8 protein-coding genes are annotated in these 13,545 nt (G+C 32.4%); 7 read left to right on the top strand and 1 reads right to left on the bottom strand.

Annotated elements, in window-relative coordinates; translation table 11 throughout:
• Window positions 1–140: 140 nt before the first annotated feature.
• From BTO04_RS13670 to rlmB, 6 genes are all read left to right on the top strand, one after another.
• Entirely contained in the window at window positions 141–3,290 is a 3,150-nt protein-coding gene (locus tag BTO04_RS13670) for a SusC/RagA family TonB-linked outer membrane protein (protein WP_087565031.1), read from the top strand.
• An 11-nt stretch (window positions 3,291–3,301) separates the two neighbouring features.
• Window positions 3,302–4,750, top strand: a complete 1,449-nt coding sequence (locus BTO04_RS13665; RefSeq protein ID WP_087565030.1) for a SusD/RagB family nutrient-binding outer membrane lipoprotein — start codon at window positions 3,302–3,304, stop codon at window positions 4,748–4,750.
• Between the two features lie 199 nt (window positions 4,751–4,949).
• Window positions 4,950–8,222 (top strand): SusC/RagA family TonB-linked outer membrane protein, encoded by a 3,273-nt coding sequence (locus tag BTO04_RS13660; RefSeq protein ID WP_087565029.1) that lies wholly within the window; start codon window positions 4,950–4,952, stop codon window positions 8,220–8,222.
• A gap of 24 nt (window positions 8,223–8,246) precedes the next feature.
• Window positions 8,247–9,740: a RagB/SusD family nutrient uptake outer membrane protein gene (locus BTO04_RS13655; protein ID WP_087565028.1), complete on the top strand. Its 1,494-nt coding sequence runs from the start codon at window positions 8,247–8,249 to the stop codon at window positions 9,738–9,740.
• 60 nt (window positions 9,741–9,800) lie between these two features.
• Window positions 9,801–10,535, top strand: coding sequence for a hypothetical protein (locus BTO04_RS13650; protein ID WP_087565027.1), 735 nt, complete (start codon window positions 9,801–9,803; stop codon window positions 10,533–10,535).
• Between the two features lie 70 nt (window positions 10,536–10,605).
• The gene (rlmB, locus tag BTO04_RS13645; RefSeq protein ID WP_087565427.1) at window positions 10,606–11,358 is read left to right on the top strand and encodes a 23S rRNA (guanosine(2251)-2'-O)-methyltransferase RlmB; all 753 of its coding nucleotides are present in this window, start codon (window positions 10,606–10,608) and stop codon (window positions 11,356–11,358) included.
• 20 nt (window positions 11,359–11,378) lie between these two features.
• Here the strand turns inward: rlmB and BTO04_RS13640 are convergent, their stop codons facing one another.
• Window positions 11,379–12,044 (bottom strand): rhomboid family intramembrane serine protease, encoded by a 666-nt coding sequence (locus tag BTO04_RS13640; RefSeq protein WP_087565026.1) that lies wholly within the window; start codon window positions 12,042–12,044, stop codon window positions 11,379–11,381.
• Between the two features lie 76 nt (window positions 12,045–12,120).
• Here BTO04_RS13640 and BTO04_RS13635 point away from each other — a divergent pair, with 76 nt between their 5' ends.
• Window positions 12,121–13,392: a replication-associated recombination protein A gene (locus BTO04_RS13635; protein ID WP_087565025.1), complete on the top strand. Its 1,272-nt coding sequence runs from the start codon at window positions 12,121–12,123 to the stop codon at window positions 13,390–13,392.
• The last annotated feature ends 153 nt before the right edge of the window (window positions 13,393–13,545 follow it).

Genomic DNA, 13,545 nt, shown 5'->3' with positions numbered 1-13,545 from the left:
TGCTAAAACAAAGAAAATAAAGCAATTAGAACAGTTATTTGAATAATTAGCATTTATTATTTAACATAATAAGTGTTAAATAATAGTATATTTAAGATAAATTTAAGACTTTTGAGCAATTAATTCAAATATACTAAATAATGAAAACAAAGTTTAAAGGAATTCTAACGCTACTATTAGCGCTAGTTGTGCAAATTTCATTTGCACAAACAAAAACAGTTTCTGGAACTGTGTCAGACTCATCTGGCTCTTTACCCGGAGTTAGTGTATCTATAAAGGGCACTTCAAAAGGGACTCAAACTGATTTTGATGGTAAGTATTCAATAAATACTAAAGAAGGCAGCGTCCTTAAGTTTAGTTACATGGGATATAGTACAATCGAAAAAACTGTAGGATCTTCAAGTAGCATAAATGTTACAATGGAAGAAGATGCAAGTGTTTTAGAGGAAATAGTTGTAACAGCTTACGGTATTAAAAGAGAAAAAAAATCTATTGGTTTCTCTCAACAAACTGTGGCAGGACCAGCTTTAACTCAGGCTAAAGAAACTGATTTATCAAATGCATTAGCAGGTAAAGTTTCTGGTGTACAAATTGTTGGTAACTCAAGTTCTACCTTTGGAAATTCTACAATTAGATTAAGAGGTAGTGATAATGTATTATACGTAGTTGATGGTATTAGAGTTTATTCTACTAGTGACATTAACACGGAAAACGTTGCAAGTATGTCTGTTCTTAAAGGTGCAGCAGCAACAGCAGTTTATGGTCCAGATGGAAGAAATGGGGTAATTGTAATTACTTCTAAAGTTGCAGCTAAAGGACAAACAGTAATTGAATTAGATTTTAACACATCTATAAATAGTGTTGCTACTTTACCAGATTACCAAAATGAATATGGTGGTGGGTATAGTCAAACATGGGATACCTTTTCTTATGACCCTGCACAAGATCCTGCTAGTTGGGCTTCTTTTGATGGTCAAAAAATGCCTTTATATCAAGCCGATGAAAGCTGGGGACCTAGATTAGATGGAACTCCTGTGCGTCATTGGGATAGTTGGGTAGAGAACACACCAGAATTTGGTGAGTTAAGACCTTGGTCTCCACAAGCAGATAATGTTAGGGACTTTTATAATGAAGCTGCCACTAGTTTTGTAACCTTAGCTTTTTCTAAAGCAGGAGACGATTATAATATTAGAACTACATTATCAGATTTAAGAGCAAATGGAATTGTACCTAACTCTAACAGAAGTTCTTCTAAATTTTCTATTAATCTTTCTTATGATATGTCAGATAAGTTAACGTTTTACACAAACATTAACTATGAAGATAGACATACATTAAACGATCCTGATCAAGGATATGCTAATATTGCTTCTAACATGAATCAATGGTGGCAACGTCAATTAGACATGAATCGTCTAAGAAATTACGAGCGTAATGGTGCACTTACATCTTGGAATATTAACGGTCCTAGAGATGCGAAGCCTTTATATTGGGATTCTCCTTTTTTACATTCTTATGAAAACTTTAAAAATCAATATAAGAATTCTACATTTGGAAAAATAGGTGGTACTTATACAATCAATGATAAATTCAATGTAACTGGAGAGGTAAGAAGAACTTTTCATTCATACAGAACAGATGATAGAGGTACAACTAAGAGTTTATTAGACCAATCTTTTTATTCTGAATCTTTTACAAGAAATGAAAGAACTGAATATTTTGGTATGGTAAACTATTCTGACAAATATTTAGATGGAGATTTAGATTTAAATGCAAGTTTAGGTGGTGAAGTTATTCAAACTGACTATAAATCATTAATATCTAACACAGTAGGTGGTTTAACCATTCCTGGATTCTATAACTTAAGTGGTTCTAAAGACCCTATTAATTCATCTAATTACACACAATCAGATGAGAGAAAAGGGATGTTCTTAAAAGGATCTCTAGGATATAAAAGTACAGTGTACTTCGATGCATCATATAGATTTGACTGGTCTTCTACCGCAAAGGCGGATGACAACAGAGTTGAAACATTTGGTACTTCTTTAAGTTTTTTAACTCATAAAGTATTACCTAAAAATGATGTATTAACATTCTCTAAAGTTAGATTAGGTTATGCACAAGCTCCTTATTTTCCTAACCCTTATGATAATGGAGGAACTTATAACGTAGGTAACCTTTACAATGGTAACGGTACTTTATCTGTTAACGGACAACAAGAAAATGCAGATTTAGTTGGTGGTACTAGAACAGAAATGGAAATTGGTACAGAATTACAATTTTTTGGTAATAGATTCGCTTTAGATTTAACCTACTTTAATAGAGTAGATAGTGATATACCGGTTACAGTGCCATTAGATGGTTCAACGGGTTACTCTTCTATCGTAGTGAACTCTGGTAAACAAACTTCTAAAGGTTTAGAATTAGGTGTATTTGGAGATGTTATTAAAACAGAAAACTTTACATGGAATTTAGGTGTTAACGTTGCTACTTTATCAAGATTTGTTGATGAGTTATATGAAGGAATCGAATCAAGAGATTTGAGTACTTATACTTCTAACATGAAGTTACAAGAAAGAGTAGGTCAAGAATGGGGTTTATTTTATGGTAGAGGATTTGCCACTCATACAGATGGTTCTAAAATATTTACATCAAATGATAGTTATGCAAGAGAAACAAATAAATTATTAGGTAGCTTATTACCAGATTTTACTGGTGGTATTACTTCTTCAATGAATTATAAGAATTTCGGTTTAAATCTTGGATTTGACTTTCAAAGTGGTGGTAAATACTACTCAAGAACAGAAAGATACTTTGACCATTCTGGTTTATCCTCTAAAACAGCTGGTTTAAATGATAAAGGGAACCCAACAAGAGATGCTGTAGCCGATGGTGGTGGTGTTCATATTGTAGGGGTTTTACAAACAGGTACAGATGCTAATGGTACGCCAACTTCAGATGGTACATTAGTAGATAAATATGTAGATGCTCAAGACCACTTTTATTTAGGAAATATCGGTAACATTTATGAGAATAACGTACATGATGCTACTTATATCAAATTAAGAACTGTTAGGTTAAATTACACATTTGATAAAGCAGTAACCGATAAATTAAAATTAAAGAGTGCTACTCTTGGTTTATATGCGAATAACGTATGGTTAATTTATTCTGATTTACCTTGGATTGATCCTTCTGAAATTGAAAAAAGAAGTGGTTATAACTGGGCGGAAGCAGGTCAATTACCTAATACAAGAACCATAGGTTTAAACTTAAATTTAAGATTTTAAAATAGAATAAAATGAAAAAAACAATAAAAAACATAGCATTATTGATATGTGTTTCAATATTCTATAGTTCATGTGACTCTATAGATTTTGGAGATATCAATGATAATCCAAACGGACCGACAGTAGCCGTAACCTCTCAGTTATTAACATCAGCTCAAACCTCAATAGGTACTGACGTTATAACAAGTATGAAAGGTATATTATATACGCAACAGCTAGCTGAAGGACAATATCCTGGTGACTCTAGATATGAAACCTTAACAAGTAACTATAATTTTTGGTATACAGGTCCTATCCAAAACTTAAATGAAATTATAAAAATAAATAAGGACGAAGATTTAAAAGCTGGAGCAATTGCTTTTGGTGGTAACAACAACCAAATAGCTGTAGCTAAAATAGTGAGATCTTATTACTTGCAATATATAACAGATCGTTGGGGTGCTTTGCCTTGGACGGAGGCATTTCAAGGAATTGCTTTTCCACAGCCAAAGTTTGATGCACAAGAAAACTTGTACAATTACATGTTTGCTGAAATCGATGAAGCTCTAGGTTTAATAAACTCAGAAGCAGGTCCTGCCGGAGATATCATTTTTGAGGGAGATATGGCTAGATGGAAAATGTTTGCAAATACGTTAAAAATGACAATGGCATTAAGAATTTCTGATGCAAATGCTTCATTAGCAAAAACGAAGTTTGAAGAAGCTGTTGCTGCTGGTGTTGTAACAAGTAATTCAGATAATATCTTATTTACTTTTGGTACAGATGACGGAAGTGATAACCCTTGGGAAGATAGATTTGAATCTAGAATAGATTATTTACTATCTAACACTATGGCTGAATGGTTAAGGTCTAATTTAGATCCTAGATTATTTAAATATGTAGAACCTTCTAGAGATGGTTCTACAACTACGCCTAATTTCCCTGGAGATATTGACGCAAAATATGTTGGAGCTGATCATGGTGCTTCAAACGGAAATGTACAAGACTTCTCATTACCTACTACTACTGTAACAGGTGTGCAAGATTACCAGTCTCCTATTTACACTTCAGCGCAAGTAAAGTTTGCTTTAGCAGAAGCAAAATTGAAAGGATGGAATGTAGGAAGTGGAACAACAGCAAGTTTATTTAAAGAAGGAATTGAAGATTCTATGAGTTTTTGGGGTGTTGACCAAGCAGACATAGATGATTATACTGCGGCGCATACAACTTCAACTTTAACAGAAATTGCTTATGAAAAATGGGTAGCTTTATATTTAAACGGACCAGAAGCATGGGCTGAATGGAGAAGGTTGGATATGCCAGTTTTAACACCATCTACAAGTGCAATTGACCAAAGAATTCCAGTTCGTGATGCATACGATCCTTCTGTAGCAGATAATAATCCTGCAAATTACGCAGATGTTGTATCTTCTCAAGGAGCAGATGATTTACACACAAAATTATGGTGGGATAAAAACTAATTTTACCTTATCACTTCAATTTTATTAAAAGACTGCCCTATAAGGCAGTCTTTTTTTTTGCACTAAATCAAGGAAAATAAAGGGATTAGAACGATTATTAGAAAAAAAATAATTATTTCTTAACATAATTGTGTTAAAAAATTGTTTTTTTAAGTTTTATTTAAGACTTTTGGGGTTAATTAATTCAAATAATTATAAAATGAAGACAAAGTTTAATGGAATTTTAATGCTTTTATTAGCGTTTGTTGTGCAAATTTCCTTTGCACAAGAGAAGACTGTTTCGGGTATTGTTACTGATAATTCAGGAAGCTTGCCAGGAGTAAGTGTTATAATTAAAGGTAGTACAACTGGTACAGAAACTGATTTTGATGGAAAATATACTATCAAAGTAAATAAAGAGGATGTATTAGTCTTTAGATACCTTGGCTATAAATTAGCCGAAAGAAAAGTAGGTAATTCTATGACCATTAATGTTAAAATGGCCGAAGATGAAAATGTTTTAGATGAAATTGTGGTTGTCGGTTATGGTACATCTACAAAAGAAGCATTTGTAGGAACTGCTTCAGTTGTAAAGCAAGAACAACTTGAAGTAAAAAATTTCTCGAATGTATCTCAAGCTTTAACTGGTGAAGTTGCCGGTGTAACTGTTATAAATGGATCTGGTCAACCGGGTACAGTAGGTTCAATTAGAATTAGAGGTTATGGTTCTGTCAATGGAAACAGAGATCCTTTATATGTGGTTGATGGTGTTCCATTTTCTGGAAGTGTAAATTCAATTAATCCAAGTGATATTTCTAGTACAACTATTTTGAAAGATGCAACTGCAACTGCTATTTATGGTTCTAGAGGAGCAAATGGTGTTGTTTTAATTACAACTAAAAGCGGTAGTGCATCCGACTCATATATAGAAATTGACATTAAGACTGGTATTAACGATCAACTTATTCCAAGATATGATGTAATTACTTCTCCGGAAGAATACATCGGTTACGTATGGGAAGGTATTAAAAATAGAGGTACCATTACTGGAAATGCAGATCCTGTAGCTTATGCAAATGCAAACTTGTTTACAGGTAATTATGTTGCTCCCGGGTATAACATGTGGAATGTAGCGAATGGCTCAGAATTAATAGACCCTGCTACCGGACTTGTTCGTTCTGGTGTTACAAGAAAATACTCTCCTCAAAGATATGGTGATATCGCATTTGACTCTGCTTTTAGAACTGAAACAAACTTGAGAATGGGTGGTGGTAATGAAGATACTAGATATTTTGCTTCTTTCGGTTACTTAGATGATAATGGATATTCAATCAATACAAGTTATAAAAGATATACTACTCGTTTAAATTTAACAAGTGATGTTAAACCTTGGTTAAAGTTAAATTCTAATATTGGATATGCATATTCTGAAAATGTTGCCAATGGTCAAATCGAAGGTTCTGAAAACGTATTTGAATTCGCTGATAAAATGGCACCTATTTTCCCAGTCTTTTTAAGAGATGATGATGGACAATTAGTACCAGATCTTTTTTATGGTGGAAACCAATATGATTATGGTTCGCTATCTGGATTAAGAGACAGACCAAATGCTAACGGTTTAAACCCTATTGGATCTGCTAAGTATGACTTTAATGGAACCAATCGTCATGAAATGAATGGTAACTTTTCAGCAAACATAGATTTTAGTGATAACTTAAGTGCTGAAATTCGTTATGGTGTTCAATATGCCAACCAAAAAAACAGAGACTACACAAATAAATTTTATGGTGGTGGACAATCTAATAGTGGTAATATAACTATTAATGATTACTCTAGTTTAACTCAAAATATTTTACAAATAGTAAAATATAATAATTCTTGGGGCGCTCACTCTTTTGATGCTTTAGCAGCACATGAAAGTACTGACTTTGAAGAAAATTTTGCTTCCGCTTCTAAAGGATTACAAATAAGTCCATTTTTATTAGACTTAGACAATTTCCAATCTAGTTTAGGTTTGGCATCTGGTTCTACTAGAGGATATACTATTGAATCTTACTTTAGTCAAATGAACTATAATTTTGACCAGAAATATTACTTTTCTGCTTCAATTAGAACTGATGGATCTTCAAGATTCGTAAATGAAAAATGGGGTACATTTGGATCAGTAGGTGCATCATGGATTGCAAGTAAAGAAGATTTCTTGCAAGACAATGAATTTTTAACGTACTTAAAATTAAAAGGGTCTTACGGTATTACAGGTGATCAAGCAGGTGCAGGATTTTTTCCAGGATATAACACATATAACGGTGGTAATTTAGGGGGTGCTATCTCTTTAGCTCCAGGTGCTAACGGAAACCCAGATCTTACTTGGGAAACGACAGCACAAATTCAATTTGGTGCAGAAATGTCATTTGGTAAATATATAGATGCCAATATAGACTATTATAATAAACTTACTGATAACTTAATCTTCAACCGTTTTGTAGGACCTTCACAAGGTATTTCTTCAATTACAGTAAATGATGGAGAATTAATAAATTCTGGTATAGAATTTGATATGACTGGTCATATAATAGACAAAAAAGGTTTTAGTTTAGATCTTTCACTTAATGGAGAAATTGTAAATAATGAAATTTATACAATGCCTTTAGATCCAGCAACTGGAGAACCACAAATATTAACTCCTAATGGATCATATGGATGGTCTAAAGGAAGATCTATATTTGATTTCTATATGCGTGAATGGGCTGGTGTTGATCCGTCTGACGGTGCTCCAATGTGGTTCCAATACTACGATGATGTAAACAGTAACGGAATTTTAGATGCTGGTGAACCATCTTCATACTCTAGTGGTTCTTGGGTACCAGAAAATGCTGAAATTACAAATAATACTGGTTCGATTGTAGAATATCAATCAAAAGTAAAAGGTGCAAATATTAAAAAAACAGTTACTAAAACATATTCTGAAGCTTCTGATGTTTACGCAGATAAATCTGCTATAGCAGATGTTAGAGGTGCTTTCCGTTTATCTGGAAAAGCAGGTAACTTTAATTTTGCAACTCAATTCACCTATAGTTTAGGTGGTTATGCTTATGATGGCCAATATGCTGAGTTAATGTCTGATCGTTTTGGTGCTGTTGGTAACAACTACCACTCAGACATCATAAATAGATGGCAAAAACCTGGAGATATTACTAATGTTCCATTATTATCGGATAATGCAATTGTAAATGGAACTTCTCAATCAACGAGATTTATTACATCTACAGATTTTATTGCTTTAAACAATATTAATGTAGGATATAATGTTCCAAAAGAATATCTAGATAAAATAGATATAAAAACTGTTAACATATGGTTAGCTGCAGATAATTTATTTAATGCTACTGCACGAAATGGTTTCCTACCTAATACTAGTGAATCTGGAAATTCAGGTCGAAGATTATACGCACCTATGACAACAATGACATTAGGTGTTAGAGTTAAGTTTTAATACTAAATTTTAAAAAACATAAAAATGAAAAAAATATTTAAATATAGTTTACTATCAGCTTTAGCACTTACAATAGTAAGCTGTGGAGACGAATTTTTAGAAAACCCAGCTCTTGAGGGATCTGCTTCTCTTACTTCAGCTCAACTTGAAGAAGCTTCTGCTGTTGATCCAGAAGTTGCAGGTGCGTTAATGGGTGGTGTTTACTCACTAACATTTACTACGCAAACTGGAGGTACTACCGGACATGATGATTTTGGTCATAAATCATATGACATATTTAGCGATATGTTATCAAGTGATATGGCTTTAAGTACAAGTACTTATGGATGGTATAGATCTTCAATCACTGAATATCAAGCTCCTTTAGATTTTACTTTTGGAGATAACAGACAAGTATGGAGATATTACTACAGAATTGTTAGAAGTTGTAATGAAGTAATTGATGGTTTAGGTGGTATGGATATTACCCCAGAAAGTGCTGCAAACAGAGCTATTATGGGGCAAGCAAAAGCTTTGCGTGCTCATTCATACTATTATTTGACGCAATTTTATCAGAAATCATATGATGCTGGTGAAGCAATACTTCCAATTTACTATAGTGCTACTGACTTAAATGGTCCGAAAGTGGCGGCTAGTGAAATTTATGACTTAATGGAAGCTGATTTAACAGATGCTATCTCACTTTTAGATGGATTTGAAAGAGGTAACAAAACAGAAATTAATAAATCAATTGCTCAAGGTATTTATGCCTATGTGTTAGGTGCTAGAGGTACTAATTATGCTAAAGCCTATGATATGGCGAAAGCAGCTATAACAGGTGGTTATACTGTTATGAGTGATACTGAAATTACTGGTGGTTTTAACAATGTTAATACATCAGGATGGATGTGGGGTGTTGATTTAAATGAGGAAATTGGATTAGGTCTAGTTTCTTGGTGGGGTCAAATGGATTATTATAGTTATAGTTACCCAGCATTTGGGGATGCTAAGTCTATGGATGATCTTCTTTTTGATGCAATTCCTGCTGATGACGCAAGAAAAGCTCAATTTAATGACAGCCCAGGAGCTTATACACATTTAATGCCTCTAAACAAGTTTTATGATTCTGATAAAACAAGATATGGTACTTCTCAAATTGTGAAAGCAGATTATGTGTACATGAGAGTTGCAGAAATGCATCTTTTAGCAGCAGAATATGCAGCGTTTTCAAATAATGATGGTCAGGCAAGAACTGAACTTAAAGCATTAGTTAGTCAAAGAGTACCAGATGCTTCTTACATAGACGGTTTATCTGGTCAACAATTAAAAGATGAGATTTACTTACAGACTAGAATTGAATTATGGGGTGAAGGTAAAAGTTACTTAGCTATGAAACGTAACAAAGCTAGTACAACTAGAGGTACAAACCATTTATCTTTTTCTGGGGAATCAATTCCTTACAATGACGAACGTATGACTTTTGAGATTCCAGAGGGTGAAATACAATTCAATCCTTTTATATCAACTCAAAATAATTAATAAAACATGTTTGAATAGGAGGTTGAAAAATCTCCTATTTATTCTAAATAAAATATAAAAATGAAAAATTTAAAACTATACTCAATACTTTTTATTGCTTTATCTATATTTAGCAGTTGTAAAGAAGAAGTAGAAGCTCCAGGAACTACCTATGCTTCGTTTGAATCCTACTTAGGCGACATTACTGTTGCTCCAGGTCAAGATTATGCACAGTCAATTAGTGTATTTACCGCAAATATTACTGGTGAAACTAGAACTATAGCACTAACATTAAGCGGTACATTAGATGCAGCTTCTTATGTAGCTCCTGCATCAGTAACAATTCCTGCAAATTCAAACGAAGGAACACTTGACCTTGTATTTAAAGACGTTAATTTAGATATTATTCAAGATAAAACTTTATCAATAGCTATGACTGCAACTGCAGATTTATTTGTAGGTGAATCGATTACACTTAATGTAGCTAAAGGTTGCTCTACAGGTGAGAGTAAATTAAAAATTGCTGTTTCTTTAGATTCTTACCCAGAAGAAGTATACTGGAGAATTACTGATACAGTAACAGGAGATGTTGTGTTATCAAATAACGATACACCAGGTTATGGTGGTTATGCTGCTGGAACAACCGGAACTGAAAATGATGCTACATGTTTACCAGCTTCAGACTACCTATTCGAAGTATATGATGCATACGAAGATGGTGGTGGTGCAATTAGCATCTCTATAGATGGAGTACAAATATTTAGTACAAACGGTGCTTATGGTGCTGGTACATCAACTACTTTTACAATAAACTAATTTATTTATTATAAACAAGTAAAAAAATCGTAATCTATTGATTACGATTTTTTTTTTAAATAAAAATGTATTGATCGAAACAACAAACATATTTGGTATAAGAGCTATTATTGAAGCAATAGAAAGTGGCTCTTCAATAAATAAAGTGTATTTGCAAAAAGGTCTACGAGGAGAATTGTTTTATGAGCTAAATAAGTTAATTAAAACTAAAAACCTTACTACAAGTATGGTTCCTGTTGAAAAGCTAGATAGACTATCTAAAAATAGTAATCATCAAGGTGCTGTAGCTCAAATATCACCCGTAGAATTCTACGACTTGGAAGAATTAATTGATAAAGTTATAGAAAGCGAAAAAATTCCTTTGTTTTTACTTTTAGATCAATTATCTGATGTAAGAAATTTTGGTGCCATCATAAGAACTGCAGAATGTACAGGAGTAAACGGGATTATCATTCAAAAAAATGGAAGTGCCCCAGTAAATGCTGAAACTATAAAAACTTCTGCTGGTGCCGCTTTTAAAATTCCAATTTGTAAAGTTGATCATATAAAGGATGCATTGTTTCTATTACAAGCATCAGATATTAAAACAGTTGCTGCCACAGAAAAAACAGAAGACTCTGTTTATGATATTAATTTAAATCAACCAATTGCAATTGTAATGGGATCAGAAAATAAAGGTGTAAACCCTTCTATATTAAAAATGGTAGATTACAAAGCAAAGTTACCTCTATTAGGCGAAATAGCCTCCTTAAATGTTTCTGTAGCTTGTGGCGCTTTCTTATATGAAACGGTAAGACAACGATTAGTGACAGTTAGAAGTTAACAAAAATAAAAAAACACCTTTTATTCTTGTAACTCATCTTCTATTTTTGGTGGTGAAAAATTACCTTTTTCATCAAATAACAAATCGAATTCTGTCTTAGAAAATTGATGTTCCTTTTTAACGATTCCTTTTTTCCTTTTAATAAAAGCGAAAAAGAAACCTGTTACAAGACCTGAGAGGTGTCCTTCCCAAGACATCCCGTCTTTTATAGGTAAGACATACCAAATCATACTCCCGTAGAGAAAAATAATAATTAATGAAAGCGCTACTAATCTGTAGTGCTTTTTTATTATTCCACTAAAAAAAACAAAGCTAAAAAGTAAATATACAATTCCACTTGCACCAATATGAAAAGATTCTCTAGCAATTAACCAAGTAATAAAACCGGTTAAAAAACCTCCAAAAAGTAATACTTTATAAGCAACATCTTTATAAAAGTAAAATAAACTAACTAATAAGACAAATAACGGAATTGAATTATTAAAAACATGGTTTGCATCACTATGAATAAAGTGCGTTAAAAAAACACCTCTAAAACCTACTAAATCTCTTGGAAAAACTCCAAACTTATTAAAATTATATCCAAAAGTAATTTCGACCCAATAAATAACCCAAATACTAACTATATATATTGTTGGAATTAAAAAAACTGATTTAGAAAATTGTAAATTATTTGCATCTTTCATAGATATAAAAATAACAAAAATCTAACCAAATATAAAATCTACTACTTCTGTCAGAAATCTTTGCTATTTTTACCGTATGAATGAACCTTTGGCAGAAAGAATTAGACCAAAAACGCTTGAAGACTATATAAGTCAGCAACATTTAGTTGGAAAAAATGGCGTTTTAACCAAATTAATTAAACAAGGAATTATCCCTTCTTTAATTTTATGGGGGCCTCCAGGAATAGGAAAAACAACTTTAGCAAATATTATTGCTACTGAATCTAAAAGACCTTTTTATACTTTAAGCGCAATTAGTGCTGGTGTAAAAGATGTTAGAGAAATAATAGAAAAAGCTAAAAAAGGTGGGGGATTATTCACAGCAAAAAATCCAATTTTATTTATTGATGAAATTCATAGATTTAGTAAGTCTCAACAAGATTCTTTATTAGGAGCTGTAGAAAAAGGTTGGGTTACTTTAATTGGGGCAACTACAGAAAACCCAAGTTTTGAAGTGATTCCTGCCCTACTCTCTCGCTGTCAAGTTTATATTTTAAATTCTTTTGACAAAGACGATTTGATTGCTCTTCTACATAGAGCAATGGAAAAAGACGTGCTTTTATCAACCAAAAAAATTACACTTAAAGAAACAGATGCTTTATTACAAGTTTCTAGTGGAGATGCTCGAAAATTGCTTAATATTTTTGAATTATTAGTTGCTACAGATGACGAAATAGAAATTACAAATTCTTTAGTCTTAGAAAAGGTTCAGAAAAATAGTGTGAGATATGACAAAACTGGTGAACAACATTATGATATTATTTCTGCATTTATAAAATCTATACGAGGAAGTGATCCAAATGCAGCAGTTTATTGGTTGGCAAGAATGATTGAAGGAGGTGAAGATGTGAAATTTATTGCCAGAAGATTGTTAATTTTAGCTTCAGAAGATATTGGTAATGCAAATCCTACTGCATTAATTTTAGCAAATAATACATTTCAAGCAGTTTCTATAATTGGCCATCCAGAATCTAGAATTATTTTAAGTCAATGTGCTATTTATTTGGCAAATTCTACTAAAAGTAATGCTTCTTATATGGCAATTAATGAAGCGCAAAGTTTAGTACAAAAAACTGGAGATTTATCGATTCCTCTCCATTTAAGAAATGCACCAACTAAGTTGATGAAGGATTTAGAGTATGGTAAAAACTATCAGTATTCACATAATTATCCAAATAATTTTGTAGCACAAGAGTTTTTACCTGATGAAATTTCTGGCACAAAAATATACGAGCCAGGAACAAACCCAAGAGAAAATCAATTTAGAGAAATTTTAAAAAACAGATGGAAAGATAAGTATGGTTATTAAAAATTAATCTTATATTTTTCTATAACCAATTTATTGTTTTTGTAGTACTCTGCAATCCAACTATCAGAACTTTCATATAGGATTTCGTTTTTATATTTAATAATAAATAAATCTTTATTTTTTGTTTTTAAAGCATAACAAATTACTTCAGGT

It is taken from the genome of Polaribacter sp. SA4-10, from assembly GCF_002163835.1.
GTDB lineage: Bacteria > Bacteroidota > Bacteroidia > Flavobacteriales > Flavobacteriaceae > Polaribacter.
Note: the sequence above shows the minus strand (reverse complement) of the source record. Positions and strands in the feature narration are given on the sequence as shown.

Coding starts and splice junctions, on each gene's coding strand:
- BTO04_RS13665 (WP_087565030.1), top strand. CDS start 3,302: ATGAAAAAAACAATAAAAAACATAGCATTATTGATATGTGTTTCAATA.
- BTO04_RS13660 (WP_087565029.1), top strand. CDS start 4,950: ATGAAGACAAAGTTTAATGGAATTTTAATGCTTTTATTAGCGTTTGTT.
- BTO04_RS13640 (WP_087565026.1), bottom strand. CDS start 12,044: ATGAAAGATGCAAATAATTTACAATTTTCTAAATCAGTTTTTTTAATT.
- BTO04_RS13635 (WP_087565025.1), top strand. CDS start 12,121: ATGAATGAACCTTTGGCAGAAAGAATTAGACCAAAAACGCTTGAAGAC.
- BTO04_RS13655 (WP_087565028.1), top strand. CDS start 8,247: ATGAAAAAAATATTTAAATATAGTTTACTATCAGCTTTAGCACTTACA.
- BTO04_RS13650 (WP_087565027.1), top strand. CDS start 9,801: ATGAAAAATTTAAAACTATACTCAATACTTTTTATTGCTTTATCTATA.
- BTO04_RS13670 (WP_087565031.1), top strand. CDS start 141: ATGAAAACAAAGTTTAAAGGAATTCTAACGCTACTATTAGCGCTAGTT.